We start from the raw sequence: 18,568 nt of genomic DNA on the forward strand, positions 1-18,568 counted from the left end.
ACTAGTCCGCATATATCGAACAAGTCCCTCATAGACATGTACTAATCAAGTAGGGGTTCTGCTGCAAGCAAAATCCTGAAGTGAAAACATGTGCTAAAGGGGATGATGTCATGCGCCGAATATCATGGATGCTTGCCATGGTATTGGTCTTATCGGCCTTACTTGCCGCCTGCGGGAAGAAGGATGCGGCAGCTGTGGTCAAAGATCTGAACGAAGTCGTAGGAGAGATGGAAAGTTACCAGGGGGCAGGCGTGATGACGCTGCATACCGGAGATACGCCGCAGCAGTACAAGGTCGAGGTATGGCATCAGAAGCCTTCCTATTATCGTATTGCGTTAACCAATGCCAAAAAGGATGTAACGCAGATTGTACTGCGTAATGATGAGGGTGTGTTTGTTCTGACGCCTAGCCAGAATAAAAGCTTCCGTTTCCAGAGCAACTGGCCAGATAACCAAGGACAGGTATATCTCTATGAAACATTGATTCGGAGCATTACGGGGGATACAACCCGTCAGTTTGCGGACGAGAAGGAGAGCTATGTTTTTGATGTAGCTGCCAATTATAATACACATGCACTCGTCAGACAGAAGATCTGGCTGAACAAAAGTGATTACGCACCGAAACAGGTTGAGGTATCCGACTCCAATGCCAATGTGGTTGTGGATGTGAAGTTTGATTCCTTCAAATTCGGTGCTGCATTTGAGAAAGACGCCTTTGACATGCAGCGTAACATGACAGCCAATACAGAAGAAGGCGGCAAAACAGGAACGGACTCTGGTGTGGCTCCTGCGGAGCAAACAGGTAATGAGGGCGGTAAAGAACCTGCCAATCCTCAGACGGCGCCAGAACCAGACGGAGCTGTCACTGATGGACAGTCAGGTATAGGTGGTGACACAGAGCAACAAGGTACAGAGGGTGCTGCAACAGGTCAGGAAGGCGAAGAGCCGACACTTGCAGAACCGGAAGGGGCAGACAGCTTCGGCGTGATTCAGCCGACCTATGCGCCGGAAGGCGTGCAGCTCAAGGATGATCAGATTCTGGAAGAAGCGGGAGACTATTCGGTTATGCTTCGTTATGAAGGAACATATAATTACACGATATTCGAAGCCAGACCACAGGATCGAGCCGTATCGCTTGCTCCATCCAGTGTAGTGGATCTTGGATTCACACTGGGGATGATCAGCGGAGATGCATTGCAGACTCTGACATGGATGACAGATGGCATAGAATATCGAATCACCAGTGCCGACCTGCCTCAGAACGAAATGGTACGCATTGCAACATCGATGCAGGAAGAGTCAGGCAAATGATTTTTGAACAAATGAACGAATAGTAGCATAAACATAAGGAATGCTAAGAAGCATCGGAGACCCGTTCTCCGGTGCTTTGCTTTGATGTGAGACATGTGTACATCTGGGACCGTTTTTTCTTACTCCGAGCACCCAATAATGCAAAACGCGCTTCTACACATAGGGAACCGGGTAAATAATCGATATAAGCAGATTTTTGCTGGGGTGGAGATTGAAATTTTGCCCTGCCAATCTCGCTTATCGGTCTTCTTCTATGTTCGCATTTGTTCCTCAAACGGCGCACCTTGCATCTGTTTTTGAATGCGAAACTTCGGTTCATTTGACAGTCACATGCTGGAGCATTACGATGGAGTCTGACGTGAGCCGGATTAAGATGATTAGAGAAGGTGACTTAACGTGCAAGGACAATATCGGCCGACCCAAGCGGACATCAATTTGGATCATTTGTGTACTAACGTAGAAGCTTTCCGCGAGGCATTGCCTCAGGGCATGAAATTCCTCGCCTGTGTGAAGGCCAATGCCTATGGACACGGAGCGGTGGAGACGGCTAGAGAACTGGAACGAGTGGGTGTGGATTACTTAAGTGTTGCTTTTCTTGACGAAGCTCTGGAACTGCGACAACATGGGATTACGATTCCAATTCTGGTATTGGGTTATACGCCGCCGGAAGGAATCGCTGTTGCTTGGAAACATGATGTGACCATCACGCTGTTCAGCAGGGAAGTGCTTGATGCCATTCGACATCTGGATGCGAGCACATTCGCTAACCAACTGAAGGTTCATATTAAAATCGACAGCGGCATGGGCCGATTAGGTCTGTTGCCTGGCGATGAGGCATTGGCTTTCATACAGGAAGTGGCCTCCCTCGATCAGGTGATGCTGGAAGGTATGTTTACCCATTTTGCCAAAGCGGATGAAGAAGACAAAACCTATACACTGGAGCAGTATCGACGGTTCCAAAGCGTGGTTCATGCGCTCAGGGATCAGGGATGTGTCATCCCGATTATACATACGGCGAACAGCGCCGCTGCCATTGATACACCGGAATTATCCTATGACATGGTACGTGTAGGAATCAGCCTGTACGGATTGTATCCTTCGGCTCAGGTGAATCATCAGGTGGTGAAGCTGTCCCCGGTATTGACGCTGAAGACGAAGGCGGTTCTGGTTAAAACACTGCCACCCCATTGGGGGATCAGTTACGGAACCCGTTATGTTACACAAGGGCACGAACGAATAGCGACCCTGCCGATCGGCTATGCAGACGGATTCTCAAGAATGCTGACAGGTAAAGCACAAGTGCTTGTGCGCGGCCGCCGCGTTCCTGTCGTCGGTACGATCTGCATGGATCAGTGTATGGTGTCGTTACAATCTTTCGCGGAAGAAGCGGAAGAAATTCAAGTCGGCGAAGAGGTTGTCCTCATCGGTCATCAGTCTGGTGGCGTTATAACCGCAGACGAGGTGGCAATCCAGCTCGGTACGATTGCTTATGAAGTGATCTGCATGATGGCGCACCGCATTCCACGGGTCTACACCCGTGGGGGAGCAGAAGTCGCCAGAATCAATCCACTTTTGACATCCTGACAGGTAAACTGGACGTCATTACCAATAAACTTTTTTTCAGAACAGAAGGAAAACTGTCGGAGCATCTCGAATTATGTATGACGATAAGGATTTAAATCCTGAAATGAGATGTTTGGTCTGTACGAATATTGTTCCCCGTGTTTATAATGGAGTACAGCATACTTGATATACTCGGGGCATATATATTCCTTTGTATAAAAGTTCTGGAAAAACGTAATACTGGTTCACAATGGCGAAAGGTTTGTGGGGGTGGAAGAAAGGTGGCCAACTTGCAGAACACCAAGCGGATCATGATCAGTTTACCTGATTATCTTTTGCAGGAAGTGGATGGCATCGTAGCGCTGGAGAATTCCAACCGCAGCGAATTGATTAGGCAGGCTATGAAGCTGTATTTGACGGAGCGTAAGAAACGTTACATCCGTGAAACGATGCAGCGCGGATACATGGAGATGGCAAAAATTAATCTGACCATGGCATCCGAAGCCTTTCATGCGGAGGAAGATGCGGACAGCACTCTGGACCGCTTAGTTAGCGGGGTGTAGACATTGATCGTAAAACGTGGTGACGTTTTTTTTGCGGATCTTTCTCCCGTTGTCGGTTCCGAGCAAGGTGGAGTCAGGCCGGTTCTGGTGATCCAGAACGATATCGGCAACCGGTTCAGTCCAACTTGTATTGTGGCGGCTATCACCGCCCAGATCCAGAAGGCAAAGCTGCCAACGCATGTGGAAATTGATGCGGCGGCACACGGCTTTGACCGGGACTCGGTTATTTTGCTCGAACAAATACGGACGATTGATAAGCAAAGGCTGACTGACAAGATTACCCATCTGGACGAGGAGACCATGAAATTGGTCAACGAAGCCTTACAGATCAGCCTGGGTTTAATCGATTTTTAAGGCAGCAACCAGCGTCTTGTACGCTGTCCTGCCGTCCGTTGGCAATGGATGTTCCTGTGAGGGAACACACTAATTTCAGACTGTAACCAAAAGAGCGTATGACATCCTTCGGGCTGTTGTACGCTCTTTTGATTAAAGCTTGATGAAAGCGTAGAACATTGGCGATCTTTTCGTTATAATGGAACCTGAGAAACCGTTTACCCGAAAGACCTATATATAGAGGTGGAGGAGACATATGAGCATTTACATCAATCAAGAGAAACTTCAGTTTCATTTACAAACCCGTGAGGCCAGTTACGTATTTCAGGTACTGCCTTCAGGATATTTGGTGCATTTGTATTATGGCAAAAAATTGCGCAATACCGATCTGAGCTGGTTGCATGTTCGTACTGAACGAGCATCCTTTAGCCCTAACCCGGTTCCGGAGGATCGTACGATCTCGTTCGATACGTTGCCAGTGGAATTGCCAGTGTACGGCACGAGTGATTTCCGTAATCCTGCAATCCAACTGGAACTTGAGAATGGCTCAACGGTTTCGGAGTTTACGTATACAGGCCATCGATTGGTCAAAGGAAAGACAGCGCTTACTGGATTGCCAGCAACGTATGTTGAATCCGATGAAGAAGCAGAGACGCTGGTTATTGAGTTGGAAGACCACGTTGCAGGCATCAAAATCGAGCTTTCCTATACAGCCTTTACGGCATTTAATGCGATTACACGCTCCATGCGTATCGTTAATGAGAGCGCTACCTCAGTGAATGTGGTGCGTGCGCTCAGTTCTTCTGTTGATTTCCCGCATGCAGATTATGAATTATTGCAATTGTCAGGAGCTTGGACACGGGAACGTGATATCGTACGCAGACCGCTTGCTTCAGGCCTGCAAGGAATTGAGAGCCGTCGTGGTTCAAGCAGTCACCAGCAGAATCCATTTATTGCGCTGATGACACCAGGCACGGATGAAGATCAGGGTGAAGTCTACGGATTCAGTCTCGTCTATAGCGGTAGCTTCACTGCACAGGCTGAAGTGGATCAGTTCCACACCACCCGTGTATCGCTTGGGATCAACCCGTTCGAGTTCAGCTGGAAGCTGGAGCCACAGGAAGCGTTCCAGACACCTGAGACGGTTATGGTATATTCGGATGCAGGTCTGGATGGTATGTCTCAGTCGTACCATGAACTGTACCGGGAACGTCTTGCACGTGGTAAGTTCCGCAATGCAGAGCGTCCGGTGTTGGTCAATAACTGGGAAGCGACTTATTTTGGATTCAATGCGGACAAGATTGAACAGATCGCTCGCGCCGGACAGAAGCTGGGTATTGAGTTGTTTGTCTTGGATGATGGCTGGTTTGGACACCGGGACAGCGACAATTCCTCGTTGGGCGACTGGATTGTAGATAAGAACAAATTGCCACAGGGTCTGGATGATCTGGCTAACCGGGTAACAGGTCTGGACATGCAGTTCGGATTGTGGTTTGAGCCTGAGATGATCTCACCAGACAGTGAGCTGTACCGTGCGCACCCAGACTGGTGTCTGCATGTGCCAGATCGTCGCCGGACAGAAGGACGTCAGCAACTGGTCCTCGACTTCTCTCGTCAGGATGTACGTGATGAGATTGTACGCATGTTAACAGACGTACTTGGTTCTGCACCAATCACTTATGTGAAATGGGATATGAACCGGAATATGACGGAAGTGGGTTCTGCATTGCTTCCGGCAGACAGACAGCGTGAGACCGCGCATCGTTACATGCTGGGGTTGTATGACGTCATGGAACGAATCACTTCGGCATTCCCGAACATTCTGTTCGAGAGCTGTTCAGGTGGTGGTGGCCGCTTCGATCCAGGGATGCTGTATTACATGCCACAGACATGGACAAGTGACAACACCGATGCGATCTCCCGTCTGCGGATTCAATATGGTACGAGTCTTGTGTACCCGGTGAGCGCCATGGGATCACATATCTCAGCGGTACCGAATCATCAGGTGAACCGGATCACTTCTCTTGAGATTCGGGGACATGTTGCGATGTCGGGCAACTTCGGGTACGAGCTGGATCTGACGAAATTCACGGAGGAAGAGAACGAAATCGTGAAAGCGCAGGTTGAGCTGTACAAAGAGATCCGTGGAACGGTTCAATATGGAACATTCCGTCGCTTGCTCAGTCCGTTTGAAGGCAATGAGACCGCGTGGATGTTTATTGCACCAGACGGAAGCGAAGCGGTTGTATTCTACTTCCGCGTGCTCTCTGAGCCTAATGCGCCACTTCAGCGCCTGAAGCTGAAAGGATTGGACCCTAATGCGGATTACCGTCTGAAAGGCGGCTCGGAGACCTTTACCGGCGATGCCTTGATGTATGGCGGTATATCGGTGGGCAGTGCATCAGGAGACTATCTGAGCGAAATGTTCCGGTTCGAGCGCGTCTAGATAAGTGAACTACATTTTATTTACACGGATACTACGATGACAGAACAACCTTCCAATCGCTGTTATCCCCAGATTTTTTTGATTCCGTTTTCTCAAAGGGAAAATCCGGGGATAGCGTATGCTTCCGATGTAGCTTTCTTTCAGAAAGCTTTTAGGCGAAGTGTATGCTTTCGAAGTAGCTTTCTGCAGAAAGCTTGTAGCTTCGCTTTTTCAGGCTTTTTCTGTCCTCTCCGTCATCGTGTAAATGAGCAGTTTCACTTATTAGATTGCTATTGTATTTAAAGTTTTGAATAAGGAAAGACCGAGGAGCGTTGTGTTGACGTTTTTCGGTCTTTTTTTGCCGTAATGGGGAAGGCTGGAGGATGACATCATTCTGTCAGAACTTGTATGCTTGCGGATTGATGGAAATCTGGACGGGATTTTGTGATAATATAGGGTAGAGTGGAAGAAACAAATGGTTTAACAATACTGTAATTACAGCAGCAAAGCTGCCCTGAAATGATTGTAACGAACGATTCAGGAAGGAAAGAGGGATTTATTTTGTCTGAACAGGAAACGGTTCTGGAACCCAATGAAGAAACAATAAAGGCAGAACGCCATGAACGAATCATCAAACAGGTAGCCAAGGAACTGTCACTGTCCTTGAAGCAGGTCCGCACAACGTCGGAGCTTCTGGACGAAGGCAATACGATTCCATTTATCGCCCGCTACCGTAAAGAAATGACTGGAGAGCTGGATGAGAACCAGCTGCGATCGATTGAAGAACGCATTGTCTATCTGCGCAATCTTGAGGATCGCAAATTGGAAGTCATCCGTATTATAGAGGAACAGGGCAAGCTGACTGGAGAACTGAAGAAATCCATCACCCAGGCTGTAAAGCTGCAGGAAGTGGAAGACTTGTATCGTCCTTACCGTCAGAAGCGGAAAACGCGTGCCAGCGTGGCAAAAGAAAAAGGTCTTGAACCCCTTGCTGTTTGGATCTGGGGTCAACCGAAACAAGGAGATGTACTCCAGGAAGCTGCGCAGTATATCAATGCTGAACTGGGTGTAGAAGATGCGGAGTCGGCGCTTCAGGGAGCCAAAGACATTCTCGCGGAGAACATCGCAGACGATGCTGCCATTCGTGCCTGGATTCGTCGGTACACCTTGGATCATGGCATGCTGACTTCGGAAGCGAAAGATGCTCAAGAGGAGTCCGTGTACGAGAATTATTATGATTACCGCGAATTAGCCAAAAAGATGCCTCCACACCGTATTCTCGCGATTAATCGCGGTGAACGTGAGAGTATTCTGAAAGTCGGTTTGGACGTACAGGCAGAACCGGCCCATCGCCACATGGAAGGACAGATCATTCGTGGTGCTTCTGCCGTGCAGGATATCCTGCGTGATGTGATAGAAGATGCCTACAAGCGGCTGATTGCGCCTTCCATCGAGCGTGAAGTTCGTGGAGAGCTCACGGAAAAAGGTGAAAATCAGGCCATTTCAGTATTCTCGGCCAATCTGCGTAACCTGTTGCTTCAACCGCCGATTCATGGCAAACGTGTGTTAGGGGTCGATCCGGCCTACCGTACAGGTTGTAAACTGGCTGTAGTAGATGATACGGGCAAGTTGCTGGAAGTGGCTGTGACCTACCCAACGCCACCACACAACAAGAAACGTGAAGCTGCGGAAGTATTCCACCGGATGATTAAGCAATATGATATTGGACTGATCGTTATCGGTAACGGTACGGGATCGCGTGAAACGGAGCAGTTTGTTGCCGAGATTATTCAGGAGAACGGTGATGAAAGTCTCGTATATCTGATTGTTAACGAAGCAGGTGCAAGTGTGTATTCTGCATCCAAGCTGGCGCAAGAAGAGTTCCCAGATCTGGATGTAGCCGAGCGCAGTGCAGCTTCCATTGCTCGCCGGGTACAAGATCCGCTGGCGGAACTGGTTAAAATTGATCCGAAAGCTATTGGCGTGGGTCAATATCAGCATGACGTATCCCAGAAGATTCTGGAAGAAAGCCTGAAGGCTGTCGTTGAATCCGCAGTTAACCATGTGGGTGTTGACGTGAATACGGCATCGCCATCGTTGTTGTCCTATGTTGCCGGAGTTAACGCTACGATTGCCAAAAACATTGTGAAGTACCGTGAAGAGAACGGCCGGTTCACGAACCGCCGTCAGCTTCAGAAGGTACCGCGTCTGGGTGCCAAAACCTATGAGCAGTGCGTGGGCTTCATGCGTATTGGCGAGGGCGAGAATCCATTGGATCGTACACCGATTCACCCTGAGTCCTACAAGGTGGTTGATCAGCTGTTCAAGGAGCTTCAGGTTGCACTGGACAAGCTGGGCAGCAAGGAACTGTCAGTGTTACTGTCGGAGCAGCAACCAGAGCAACTGGCCGTGAAACTGGACGTAGGTGTGCCTACATTGCGTGATATTTTGGACAGCTTGCAGCGTCCGGGTCGTGACCCACGTGAAGAGATGCCATTGCCAATCTTCCGTACGGATGTATTGAAGATCGAGGATCTGGTGGAAGGCATGGAGTTGCAAGGAACAGTTCGGAACGTAATTGATTTCGGTGCTTTTGTTGATATTGGAATTAAGAGTGATGGGCTTGTCCATATCTCACAGCTCAGCAACGGGTATGTTAAACATCCGATGGACGTTGTGTCTGTTGGGGATAATGTAACAGTCTGGGTTATGAATGTGGATACCAAAAAAGGCCGTGTCGGCCTTACGATGAAGAAGCCTGCGTCTGCGCAACAGTCTTCCTAAGTAATAGGATTGGAGAACAGCCTTCCCTGACCGGGAAGGCTGTTTGTGTCGACAATAATGGTCCCGTTATCCGTTCCAATTCCTCTGGTAAGTACGATGGCTATGATCATGGGCTTTTGCTTAAAGTTCGTGTTCAAAAGTGGACTTTTTGAACAACCTCTTAAAGTTCGTTCTCCGCGCTGCGCGGTGTGCCATTTGCTGGTTTGTTGCGATAAAAGAACCAGCATTCGTTCAGCAACTTGATTTGCCGGCTGTCCTTTTTGTGAAATGCACGCATCAGTTGATTGCAAAGCCATTGAGGCAAGGGTATCTCCTCCTCTTGCATAATTCATCTGTACGTTAGCATATGTGGCAATAGCCTGGACTGTGCGGGTTAAGTGAAGGACACTGGCAAATCAATATTAATACCAAAAAGCACAAATCCCAATTCAGGGAGATGCGCTTTTCGTTTCTTGTCATTTTAAAATGAGATCTGGAGTGGATTAGAGAGCTTCCATCTCTTCTTCATACCATTGTTCCAATTGGGCCTGAAGCGCCCGGATTTCGGTAAGCAGAGAAATCAAAGGATAATGGCTTTCACGCAGTGCTGCAAAAGATTCTTCAAGCGCATTGATATAATCAAGGCCGCCGATAATGGAAAGATTTTCGTTCAGGAGATCCAGGTTGTCACATTCGGCAATCGCCCAAGGCAGAACAGGGACATCTGCTGCAGTGAGTTTATCTATCTCCTTGTGCAGGCGCAGATTGAGCGCACTGAGTTGATAGGCGTAATCCGCCGGCATTTCCACAAACTGCAATTGTTGTTCCTGCTGCAAGATGACATAGCGCATTGTAGGCATAACGAGTAATAATCTCCCCTCATACATTCTACTTGACAGTGTAGCCTACGAAACGGTTAAAATTCAAGTATTATGCGGGAAAAACAAATGCTCCGAGGGGGTGCAAGGAGAGGATACCGATGGAAAATGAGGAATTGCAACAATGGATTGAACAGGTATCACTGGATCATTTTGGAGTGCCGTTCACCCATGAAGCGTTGTTTAACGGTCGCCTGACCACTACAGGTGGACGATATATGCTCAAAAGTCACCGGATTGAGATCAATCCGCATCAACTCGAAGCCTACGGGCGGGATGAGGTTGAGAAAATTATCAAGCATGAGCTGTGCCACTATCATCTGCATATACGTGGACGCGGCTATCAGCATCGTGACCCGGAATTCAAGGCTTTACTGCAGAAAGTGGGCGGTTCGCGCTATTGCCAATCTCTGCCTGATGGCAAAGGCAGAAAACCTCTGCCCTATCGTTATAAGCTGGTGTGCAAGAGCTGTGGTACGGAATATTTGCGCAAGCGGAAAATAGATCCGAATCGTTACCGCTGTGGTCGTTGTGCGGGAAAACTGGGTCTTCAGAACATCTGATGTGTGCTTCATTCAATACGCTAAAGAAAGTGATGGAAGGCATGTTGACTTGGATTATTAATCATGATAAATTAAGTTAATCAAGATTAATTTTCCCTGATAGCTCAGTTGGTAGAGCACTCGACTGTTAATCGAGTTGTCACAGGTTCGAGCCCTGTTCGGGGAGCCATTTCTTGGAGAGATACCCAAGTGGCTATAAGGGGACCCTCTGCTAAGGGGTTAGACTGCGTAAGCGGTGCGAGGGTTCGAATCCCTCTCTCTCCGTTCTGAATTAAACTTCTCTGCAAAGGGATGAGAACCCTAAAGGTTCGTCGGAGCATAAGCTTCGTTAGCAATACTTCGCAGTCTCGAACGAAGTGAGAGTATCCCTCTCTCTCCGTTCTGAAACACCAAAAAAATCCTCTTCACTTTAGACCAGTTGACGGTCAGTGTGAAGGGGATTTTTTGCGTTCTCATCCTTGGTTGTCCCTCGTAGACGCTTCTGCTTAAAGTGAAATGCCCAACACCTCGTATAAACCTTTCTTGCCAGCTTCTGTTACTTCGACAGAGCGACTTCCTGTTTTTTGACGAATCCAGTCCAGTTCCAATAATCGATGTCTGAGTTGTTCCCCAAACATACCTGAAAGATGATGACGGCGTTCGCTCCAATCCAGACATTTACGAGCGATGGCCCGGCGTGACCCAGGCTTCACTTGAAGTTCAATGCCGAACGTAGTGAACCACTGCGTTCCTTTCTCTGTAATTTGATAATTCTTGCTGTGTGCCTCTGCGGGCTCTGAAAGATAACCCTTCTGTACCAAGGCCTCACAGAGCAAAATTCCTAATTTCCCGGCAAGATGACTATAACAAGTCCGTGCATAACTCAGTTGTTTGAGCTGATCGGATTGTTTGAGAGAGCGTATCTGTACAGGCGGGGCAATACTGGCCATGGTTTCAATCAGATTAGCAATTTCTTTACTTGCCAGACGGTAGTATCGGTGGCGTCCTTGTTGTTCGACTTCGAGTAATCCTCCCTCTACGAGTTTAGCGAGATGGCTGCTTGCCGTCTGGGGAGTGACGCCTGCCATATGAGCAAGCTCTCCTGCGGGCAACGCCCGCCCATCCAGCAAAGATGACAGAAAAATAGCGCGGCTTGGATCAGCGATTAACGATGCAATAACGGTAATATTCGGATATACATTCATACTTCGATCATATCTGAACTATTACTGTATTACAATTTTGTTCTATCGTCCTATACGGGTCAGATCAAGGTTATAAACTAATGGAATTGGAACAGGAGAGGTACAGGATATGAAAAAGATAACGAAACAGGACTTTGCTATAGAGCAGTTGTCCGAGAGTTCAGAAGTGATTCAACATGAAACGCTTAATCCCAGTGTTTTATATTATGGTACGCCCGTACTGCTGTTAAGCACATTAAACGAGGATGGGTCAACCAACCTGTCTCCACTGTCTTCATCTTGGGCGCTGGGGGATTGTTTGGTTCTTGGTCTAGGTATACAGGGCAAAGCCTATGAAAATCTGAGTCGACACCCTGAGTGCGTGATTAATTTGCCAGATGCATCTATGTGGAAACAGGTTGAGGCATTGGGTCGTTATACGGGAGTTACCCCGGTTCCTGAGGAGAAAAGGCGGATGGGTTATACGTTTTGCCACGATAAATTCACCGTAGCTGGACTGACATCTGAATCATCGGTTCAGGTGGCTCCAGATAAAATAGCTGAATGTCCGCTCCAGATTGAAGCGGCTGTACAACACATACGTATTCCTGAACACACACCGTTCATGGCGATTGTGGAAGTGAAAGCGGTGAAGGTGCACGCGCACACAAGACTAATATCTGGACCGAACAAAATCAATCCGGAGGAATGGCATCCGCTGATATATAATTTCAGACATTATTACGGATTGGGAGAGAGACAAGGTGGCAATTTTCGGGCAGAGAATTGACCAGAGTAGAGGTTTTTTATTAGTCAGGGAAAGATTGGGTAATAGTAAAGATAGACACATGTAAGCATATACATAATGAAAGAGGTGATGTGCATGGAAGTGGAATACTTGATGCGTGTACTCATAGCTGGAATATGTGGTGTGCTAATCGGATATGAGCGCAAGAATCGAATGAAAGAGGCGGGAATTCGTACTCATTTTGTGGTCGCCGTCGGTGCTGCCCTGATGATGATTGTGTCGAAGTACGGATTTCAGGATCAGGCCGGTTGGGACAATCTGTCCCTTGATCCATCAAGGATTGCTGCACAGGTTGTTAGCGGTGTGGGGTTCATTGGCGCTGGCATGATCTTCACGCAGCGGCATACGGTCAGAGGATTGACCACAGCGGCTGGCATATGGGCTACGGCAGGCATGGGACTTGCGGTGGGTTCAGGTCTGTATTGGACAGGTGCAGGCGTGACGCTGCTTATTGTAGTCGCACAGATGTTATTGCATAGACCCACACGCTGGCTGGTATCCGCCCGAACAGAGACATTAACCATCCACCTGCAAACGGAGGGAGAGGCTCTGAAGAGTGTTTTGGCACTGCTGGGACAGGAAAAGATCTCGGTCATCGGATTTAAAACAGAACAGCAAAAAAGCACAGACTCCGAAGAAGAGACTGTGCTTGAGTTCACATTGCAACTGCCCGGCTCATACCGGGGCGAGCAACTGATTATTTTGTTACAGGATGTGCCCCACGTTCGATCAGCTGAGTTGAAATGAATTGAACCAGCTTGGATCAAAAGACGACCAAGCTGGTTCAATGATTAATTCCGGGACGGGTTCGATTACTGCCCTTCTCCGACAATCGTTTCCGGACGGGACACCGGTTTGCCTTCAAGCAGGCACTCAATGGCATGTGCTACACCGTGCTCCACATTAGTCAACGTTATGGCTTTGGCTAATGCCTGAATTTCGGGTTCGCCATTCCCCATGGCGATGCCGAGTCCTGCCATTTTTAACATGGATACATCGTTGAAGTTATCTCCGATCGCTGCTGTATCTTCCATGGAGATGTTCAGGTGAGCCGCCAATTTGGTGAGGGCATTACCTTTGGATACGTCCGGGTGCTGCATTTCGAAGTTATGCTCAAAAGATACAACCATGGCTACATCGGATCGGGAAGCGAAGTGTTCTCGTCCTGCCTTTACTTTGTCCGGATTCATGGAGAAGGCCATAATATTGTAGATGCAGGCTTCTGCCGGAATTTCGAGATGGTTGTTTACGCGGTGGTAGTCTTTTTTGTCATAGTGCTTCTTGATGGCCCGAATCATGCGCGCAATGTCCTCACCAGGGTTCGAACCAAGAACACGTTCCATCTCGGCGAGCAAGGTTTCGTGACTGCTAAGCGGAGCATAGATACCTTGCTGCGTTGAGGCCTCATAATAGAAATCATGATCTTCCAGCCACTGCATGACGGAAGCTGCTGTGTCACGCTCAAGTGGAAGATGGAATAGACGTTCACCGTCGGCATCATGAATCGTCGCTCCGTTGGAGCCGATAATTGGGGTTTTGATTCCGCCTTCGCGGCTGATGGTCACCACATCGGAGTAAACACGCCCTGTAGCGATTGTAACCTTCATACCGGATTGCTGTGCTTTTTGAATGGCTGCTGCATTCTCCGGGCTAATCTGGCTGTCTCTGTTCAATAAAGTTCCATCTAAATCTGTGGCAAATAATTTCATATATTTACAACTCCTTATCATCTGTGGGTTCAGGAATGAGAATCTCAACCTGTTGTTCGGCTAGAAAAACAAGCCATTCTTTGGTTGGCCATTGATCCGTAATCAATACATCCACCAATGACCAGTCGGCAAAACGATAACCATAACGTCTATCAAACTTGGATTGATCGGCAAGAACAACGACTTTTTTGGCTGCCTTCATCATTTGGTGTTTAATTTTCCCTTCCTCTTCGGAAGCACTGAAGCCATCCATGGTGATACCGCCAATTCCGATAAAGGCTTTATCTACATAATAGTGGGAGAGAGTCTCGATAACAGAGGTACCGTAGACATAACGTTGTTCCTTATCCACTTTGCCGCCGAGTAAACGAATCTGGACAGCCGTGTGATTGGAGAGAAGATCAGCGGAATGAATCGAATTGGTAATGACGGTACAGGATTTGCCGTTCAAGTTCTCGGCACAGGCCTGCACGGTCGTGGAAGAATCCAGAATAATGATCTCGCCTTGTCTTACAATGGCCGCAGCGAGTTTGCCGATGGCTCTTTTTTCCTCAGATACATCGAGTAAACGGTCTTTGTAGGATCTGAATTCTTGTGGAGGAGGGGGGAGAATCGCACCGCCACGTGTTCGAATAATGGCATCCTGTTCCTCAAGCTTGATCAGATCCCTGCGTGCAGTATCCCGTGATACATCAAACAAGGTGACAATATCATCGGCTGAGATGCGATTGTGTTTGCGTAGATGTTCAACAATGAGCTGCATTCGTTCTTCTTGAAACAAACATGTCACCTCCGGTTGTATGGATGACCGTACTTATACTGATACTTTAATTATAAGTATTCTTAATGCGCTTTGCAATATTATAAGTGAACATAAGTTTTTGTAAGTGTTTTAATGGATGATTTACATTTTTCCTGCACAGTGATGACATTGGCATGAATAGGGGATATGGAGATTAACGGGTCTCTGAAGAGCAGTATCAACAGGTAAAAAAGGCTTGGGAAATAAATTTTAAAAAAAGTGTTGCAAGTTTAAAATGTCCTGTGGTATACTCATTCTTGTCGCCAAGAAAGACAACTTGTTATTAAGGCCCGTTGGTCAAGGGGTTAAGACACCTCCCTTTCACGGAGGTAACAGGGGTTCGAATCCCCTACGGGTCATATCTTCACCACCTCATGAGATCTATATTTTCGATGAGAAATCCTCAAAGTCATTGCTCTTAGAGACAAAAATGAAGCGTGGCACATCCGGTGAAGTTTACAGCAAGAGCCATTAGCTCAGTTGGTAGAGCACCTGACTTTTAATCAGGGTGTCGAAGGTTCGAGCCCTTCATGGCTCACCATTTTTACAATTGAATATGCGGTCGTGGTGGAATGGCAGACACGCTATCTTGAGGGGGTAGTGGGTGTATACCCGTGGAGGTTCGAGTCCTCTCGACCGCATCACAGCAACAACGTTATAAGATAGACTCTCATGATCATTCGTGGGAGTCTATCTTTGTGTTATTCGATATACCTCATTATATTCCGGGGATTTAAAGGCTGAGCATTCAGGAATAATGTGGTATAATTCAAGCAGATGAGTTGATTATTACGGTTGGAAGGCGGTTCTTGTATGCAGTCGATCTATGAGCGAATTGAACACCTGATTGCCGAACGAGGAATGACCAAGAAGGCTTTCTGCCAACAGCTGAAGATTAGCACAGGCAATCTGGGTGATTGGAAACGTGGCAAGTCTATTCCGAGTACGAATAAGTTAATTGAAATTGCTTCGTTTTTTGATGTGAGCCTCGACTGGCTCATGATTGGGCGTCCATCGAAGGAAGCGATGGTGCGGGAAAAACGGGAGGATTATTTTTTTGACGTGTTGCGGCAATTGAATTGCCAGGAAAGCGAATTATCGACTGTGGAACAGTCTTTTATCAGTGAATATATCGAGTTTACCCGTTACCGCAAATCCAAGGAAAGCAAAGATGCAGGCGACTATCGCTATAAGGCTGAGAACAAATCAGAGAACAATTCTGAGGAAAATGAAGCGTAAGTGGTATGAGCAACATCCATAGACTGAATATACAAAAACCTCTAGACTAATCCGAACATACTCGGAGATAGTTCAGAGGTTTTTTGTATTAATCATGTATGCTTCATGGGGTCAGTCCACATGCCTTTATTTACGAAAGACAAGAGTTTCTTTGCCCAGCAGATGGGGGCGGAGTGTGTTCCAGATCTGAAGACATTGCTCCTGAAGCTCCCAAGCTGCCATGCCAAGGAGTCGAACACCGATGCCTCCGGTTGCCAGCAAACTTGCACCTGCGAGCATCCGTCCATCTGGTGGCAGAGTGGATCTGACTTGTTCCAACTCCGCAGTACCCAGTCCCGGGGCAATCATCCACAATGCAGCCGTGTGAGTATAGTGAAGGAGAGACGCTGAGTGCTTGGGGTTATCGGTTTCCGGTGCAAGTCCGAAGCGATCCCAGACAGCCAGTTCCTCACCTTGCCATATCTCCGTCAAGCTGCGGTAACGCTCGAATTGGAACGCTTCTCCCCGATGAATCCGTCCGGCAGACCAGATATCTGCATAGGCCAGGATTGCCTGTTCTTCCAGCTCGAAGGTTACAGCGAGCGAAGAAGAACTGCCCTTGAAAGGAATGACGCATTCAGGAAAGTATTCCAGCGTGGCCCCTTTTCCCAACCGAAAGTGATGATTAACGGATGAGGGAATGGAAGGTGTAGGATGAAGTCTGGTAGCAGATGTGCTGCTCAGCATGACATGGGTGCCTTCACCTAATTCCCACTCGGAATGATAATGATCCCCGTTAAGGACTCCTGGAGAGACGTCTGACGTGTACACACATAATTCGTTTCCTCCTCCGGGAGGTCGAAAGGATCGGCTAAACCGGAGAGGTGCGCTGTAATAACGATCAGTCATGACAGTGCGCTCGCCTTGAAAGGCAAAGGTGGCCCGAAGCTCGCTGCGGCGCGTGACGGGCTCACCTGCACTTTCATTCCGATTCATCTCTGTTCCCGTGGGGACAGAAGATGGATTAATGTGAGTGAGTGCCATGCTCATGGCTGTGTGAATGCAGATGTGCAGCGGAAGCATCGTCATCCATGTATTGATGTTCAAGCCAGTGGACAATCTCGGATACACCTTCACCGCTCATTAGGTTAGACATGACATAAGGGCGGCCTTCGCGTACCCGCTCGGTATCATTTTTCATCACTTCCAGGCTTGCTCCAACGTAAGGGGCGAGGTCGGTTTTGTTGATTAACAGCAGATCTGAGCGGGTGATGCCGGGACCGCCTTTGCGAGGAAGTTTCTCCCCTTGGGCAACGTCGATAATGTAGATGAATACATCAGCGAGTTCCGGACTGAATGCAGCAGAGAGATTGTCGCCGCCACTCTCGATAAAGATCAGTTGCAGATCCGGGAAACGTTCAATCAACTCGTCAACCGCTTCGAAATTCATGGAGGCATCCTCACGAATAGCGGTGTGCGGGCATCCGCCTGTCTCGACACCGATAATGCGCTCTGGTGCCAGTGCATTCTGACGCAGCAAGATTTCGGCATCTTCCTTGGTATAAATGTCATTCGTGATGACAGCAAGGCTGTAACGTGTACGCAGTGCCTTGGACAGCTTCTCCACAAGGGCTGTTTTACCTGAACCTACCGGTCCACCAATTCCGATTCGCATCGGACGACTCCGATCAAATGCCTTGCGTTCCCACTCCGGATGATGCGTATGATTATCTCCTCCACACATAACAATTCCTCCTAGTTAGATAAAAGTTGTAGTTAAGACATAAACAGCCGCGCGGGTAAGGTCTCGTGCCGCATGGCGTAGATTTCCTGGGCGATTCCGAAGCTGTGCATGTCTTCCGGGTCATTTTCCCGAATGAGAGCCCATTCCGCTTCAATATCATCAAGCAGTTTCTGAATCAACATCTGCGCTTCGGTTTGTCCGATGGGCAGCAGGCGAAGTGCGCTGTTCACATAAGCGTTCACTGAGGTATACAGGTGCCCTGTAACGGCTTCGTCCAATCCGATCTCCAATTGATAGTTGATATAACCGTGAATGGTCGTGATGCCGCAATATGCGCCGTATTCCTGTATGGCCTTATCAATCAGGGAAAAGTCCATCCATGGATAGAGTGAACGGGCGAGCTTGAGTAGTCGCTTTCCCATTTTGTGTCCGCTTTCCCTGAGTTCCCGAGGGGAGCGCTGGACGTGGACACGTTTGTCATACAGAGCAAGTAGAGCGGCATCTTGTTGTTTTATGGCTTGATAGACGCCTTTGATGGCAAGACCATCTAGTCGTACGAGACTGGAATGAAGCTGGTTGCGAATAAACTGTTCAAGCTGCGCGGTATTCCGTACGGTACCATCGTGCGTGTAGGCTTCCAAGCCAAAGGAATGAGAGAAGCCACCGATGGGCAGGGCCGAATCCAGCAGCTGAACGTAACGGAGTAGCTTCGTGCCACTGTTCATC

At 48.2% G+C, this 18,568-nt stretch carries 18 protein-coding genes and 5 tRNA genes; 15 read left to right on the top strand and 8 right to left on the bottom strand.

What is annotated here, in order from left to right; genetic code table 11:
- Positions 1 to 110: 110 nt before the first annotated feature.
- The 6 genes from NYE45_RS06650 to NYE45_RS06675 all read left to right on the top strand — a co-directional run bounded on the left by NYE45_RS06650 (position 111) and on the right by NYE45_RS06675 (position 8,978).
- Complete coding sequence (locus NYE45_RS06650; RefSeq protein ID WP_340016107.1) at positions 111 to 1,310, top strand: DUF4367 domain-containing protein; 1,200 nt, start codon at positions 111 to 113, stop codon at positions 1,308 to 1,310.
- Between the two features lie 396 nt (positions 1,311 to 1,706).
- The gene (gene alr, locus NYE45_RS06655; protein ID WP_340016108.1) at positions 1,707 to 2,894 is read left to right on the top strand and encodes an alanine racemase; all 1,188 of its coding nucleotides are present in this window, start codon (positions 1,707 to 1,709) and stop codon (positions 2,892 to 2,894) included.
- Positions 2,895 to 3,154: 260 nt separating this feature from the next.
- Entirely contained in the window at positions 3,155 to 3,436 is a 282-nt protein-coding gene (locus tag NYE45_RS06660; protein WP_017690037.1) for a ribbon-helix-helix protein, CopG family, read from the top strand.
- Between the two features lie 3 nt (positions 3,437 to 3,439).
- Complete coding sequence (locus NYE45_RS06665; RefSeq protein WP_024630714.1) at positions 3,440 to 3,790, top strand: type II toxin-antitoxin system PemK/MazF family toxin; 351 nt, start codon at positions 3,440 to 3,442, stop codon at positions 3,788 to 3,790.
- 235 nt (positions 3,791 to 4,025) lie between these two features.
- Positions 4,026 to 6,215, top strand: coding sequence for an alpha-galactosidase (locus tag NYE45_RS06670; RefSeq protein ID WP_340016109.1), 2,190 nt, complete (start codon positions 4,026 to 4,028; stop codon positions 6,213 to 6,215).
- A gap of 540 nt (positions 6,216 to 6,755) precedes the next feature.
- Entirely contained in the window at positions 6,756 to 8,978 is a 2,223-nt protein-coding gene (locus NYE45_RS06675) for a Tex family protein (RefSeq protein WP_340016110.1), read from the top strand.
- A gap of 160 nt (positions 8,979 to 9,138) precedes the next feature.
- Here NYE45_RS06675 and cmpA read toward each other — a convergent pair whose 3' ends face one another.
- Both cmpA and NYE45_RS06685 read right to left on the bottom strand, forming a co-directional pair.
- Entirely contained in the window at positions 9,139 to 9,282 is a 144-nt protein-coding gene (cmpA, locus tag NYE45_RS06680) for a cortex morphogenetic protein CmpA (protein WP_017690033.1), read from the bottom strand.
- Positions 9,283 to 9,460: 178 nt separating this feature from the next.
- Positions 9,461 to 9,817, bottom strand: a complete 357-nt coding sequence (locus NYE45_RS06685) for a hypothetical protein (protein ID WP_062833108.1) — start codon at positions 9,815 to 9,817, stop codon at positions 9,461 to 9,463.
- Between the two features lie 119 nt (positions 9,818 to 9,936).
- On the opposite strand from NYE45_RS06685, the gene NYE45_RS06690 reads away from it, so the two are divergent.
- From NYE45_RS06690 to NYE45_RS06700, 3 genes are all read left to right on the top strand, one after another.
- Positions 9,937 to 10,398, top strand: a complete 462-nt coding sequence (locus tag NYE45_RS06690; protein ID WP_340016111.1) for a SprT family protein — start codon at positions 9,937 to 9,939, stop codon at positions 10,396 to 10,398.
- Positions 10,399 to 10,491: 93 nt separating this feature from the next.
- Positions 10,492 to 10,567: transfer RNA gene (locus NYE45_RS06695), tRNA-Asn, on the top strand.
- A gap of 6 nt (positions 10,568 to 10,573) precedes the next feature.
- Positions 10,574 to 10,662, top strand: a tRNA-Ser gene (locus NYE45_RS06700).
- A 221-nt stretch (positions 10,663 to 10,883) separates the two neighbouring features.
- Here the strand turns inward: NYE45_RS06700 and NYE45_RS06705 are convergent.
- A complete protein-coding gene (locus NYE45_RS06705; RefSeq protein ID WP_340016112.1) occupies positions 10,884 to 11,582 on the bottom strand; it encodes a winged helix-turn-helix domain-containing protein in 699 nt (232 codons plus the stop codon).
- Positions 11,583 to 11,691: 109 nt separating this feature from the next.
- Between NYE45_RS06705 and NYE45_RS06710 the strand changes: the two genes are divergently transcribed.
- Positions 11,692 to 12,351, top strand: coding sequence for a flavin reductase family protein (locus NYE45_RS06710; RefSeq protein ID WP_340016113.1), 660 nt, complete (start codon positions 11,692 to 11,694; stop codon positions 12,349 to 12,351).
- Positions 12,352 to 12,444: 93 nt separating this feature from the next.
- A complete protein-coding gene (locus NYE45_RS06715; RefSeq protein WP_062833112.1) occupies positions 12,445 to 13,116 on the top strand; it encodes an MgtC/SapB family protein in 672 nt (223 codons plus the stop codon).
- Positions 13,117 to 13,181: 65 nt separating this feature from the next.
- Here NYE45_RS06715 and NYE45_RS06720 read toward each other — a convergent pair whose 3' ends face one another.
- Together NYE45_RS06720 and NYE45_RS06725 are read right to left on the bottom strand one after the other, a co-directional pair.
- Positions 13,182 to 14,078 carry a Cof-type HAD-IIB family hydrolase gene (locus NYE45_RS06720; RefSeq protein ID WP_340016114.1) on the bottom strand — a complete coding sequence of 299 codons (897 nt, stop codon included), beginning with the start codon at positions 14,076 to 14,078 and terminating at the stop codon, positions 13,182 to 13,184.
- Positions 14,079 to 14,082: 4 nt separating this feature from the next.
- The gene (locus NYE45_RS06725; RefSeq protein ID WP_062833114.1) at positions 14,083 to 14,859 is read right to left on the bottom strand and encodes a DeoR/GlpR family DNA-binding transcription regulator; all 777 of its coding nucleotides are present in this window, start codon (positions 14,857 to 14,859) and stop codon (positions 14,083 to 14,085) included.
- Positions 14,860 to 15,167: 308 nt separating this feature from the next.
- On the opposite strand from NYE45_RS06725, the gene NYE45_RS06730 reads away from it, so the two are divergent.
- The 4 genes from NYE45_RS06730 (at position 15,168) to NYE45_RS06745 (ending at position 16,119) form a co-directional block, all read left to right on the top strand.
- Positions 15,168 to 15,239 (top strand) — tRNA-Glu (locus NYE45_RS06730).
- Between the two features lie 106 nt (positions 15,240 to 15,345).
- Positions 15,346 to 15,421 (top strand) — tRNA-Lys (locus NYE45_RS06735).
- Positions 15,422 to 15,438: 17 nt separating this feature from the next.
- Positions 15,439 to 15,521, top strand: a tRNA-Leu gene (locus tag NYE45_RS06740).
- Positions 15,522 to 15,693: 172 nt separating this feature from the next.
- Positions 15,694 to 16,119 (top strand): helix-turn-helix domain-containing protein, encoded by a 426-nt coding sequence (locus NYE45_RS06745; RefSeq protein ID WP_340016115.1) that lies wholly within the window; start codon positions 15,694 to 15,696, stop codon positions 16,117 to 16,119.
- A gap of 126 nt (positions 16,120 to 16,245) precedes the next feature.
- Here the strand turns inward: NYE45_RS06745 and NYE45_RS06750 are convergent, their stop codons facing one another.
- The 3 genes from NYE45_RS06750 to NYE45_RS06760 are packed head-to-tail and all read right to left on the bottom strand — an operon-like array spanning position 16,246 to position 18,567.
- Positions 16,246 to 17,205, bottom strand: coding sequence for an urease accessory protein UreD (locus NYE45_RS06750; protein WP_340016116.1), 960 nt, complete (start codon positions 17,203 to 17,205; stop codon positions 16,246 to 16,248).
- Entirely contained in the window at positions 17,123 to 17,842 is a 720-nt protein-coding gene (ureG, locus tag NYE45_RS06755; RefSeq protein WP_338708034.1) for an urease accessory protein UreG, read from the bottom strand. Before ureG ends, NYE45_RS06750 begins: the two co-directional genes overlap by 83 nt.
- Before the next feature lie 32 nt (positions 17,843 to 17,874).
- Positions 17,875 to 18,567 (bottom strand): urease accessory protein UreF, encoded by a 693-nt coding sequence (locus NYE45_RS06760; RefSeq protein ID WP_340016117.1) that lies wholly within the window; start codon positions 18,565 to 18,567, stop codon positions 17,875 to 17,877.
- Position 18,568 lies beyond the last annotated feature (1 nt).

This window comes from Paenibacillus sp. FSL K6-1318 (assembly GCF_037976905.1).
GTDB classification, from domain to species: Bacteria; Bacillota; Bacilli; order Paenibacillales; family Paenibacillaceae; genus Paenibacillus; species Paenibacillus amylolyticus_A.

Excerpts from the sequence above, each read along its gene's own strand:
- NYE45_RS06650 (WP_340016107.1), top strand. The coding sequence starts at position 111 with ATGCGCCGAATATCATGGATGCTTGCCATGGTATTGGTCTTATCGGCC.
- NYE45_RS06670 (WP_340016109.1), top strand. The coding sequence starts at position 4,026 with ATGAGCATTTACATCAATCAAGAGAAACTTCAGTTTCATTTACAAACC.
- NYE45_RS06685 (WP_062833108.1), bottom strand. The coding sequence starts at position 9,817 with ATGCCTACAATGCGCTATGTCATCTTGCAGCAGGAACAACAATTGCAG.
- NYE45_RS06690 (WP_340016111.1), top strand. The coding sequence starts at position 9,937 with ATGGAAAATGAGGAATTGCAACAATGGATTGAACAGGTATCACTGGAT.
- NYE45_RS06705 (WP_340016112.1), bottom strand. The coding sequence starts at position 11,582 with ATGAATGTATATCCGAATATTACCGTTATTGCATCGTTAATCGCTGAT.
- NYE45_RS06710 (WP_340016113.1), top strand. The coding sequence starts at position 11,692 with ATGAAAAAGATAACGAAACAGGACTTTGCTATAGAGCAGTTGTCCGAG.
- NYE45_RS06715 (WP_062833112.1), top strand. The coding sequence starts at position 12,445 with ATGGAAGTGGAATACTTGATGCGTGTACTCATAGCTGGAATATGTGGT.
- NYE45_RS06720 (WP_340016114.1), bottom strand. The coding sequence starts at position 14,078 with ATGAAATTATTTGCCACAGATTTAGATGGAACTTTATTGAACAGAGAC.
- NYE45_RS06745 (WP_340016115.1), top strand. The coding sequence starts at position 15,694 with ATGCAGTCGATCTATGAGCGAATTGAACACCTGATTGCCGAACGAGGA.
- ureG (WP_338708034.1), bottom strand. The coding sequence starts at position 17,842 with ATGTGTGGAGGAGATAATCATACGCATCATCCGGAGTGGGAACGCAAG.
- NYE45_RS06760 (WP_340016117.1), bottom strand. The coding sequence starts at position 18,567 with ATGAACAGTGGCACGAAGCTACTCCGTTACGTTCAGCTGCTGGATTCG.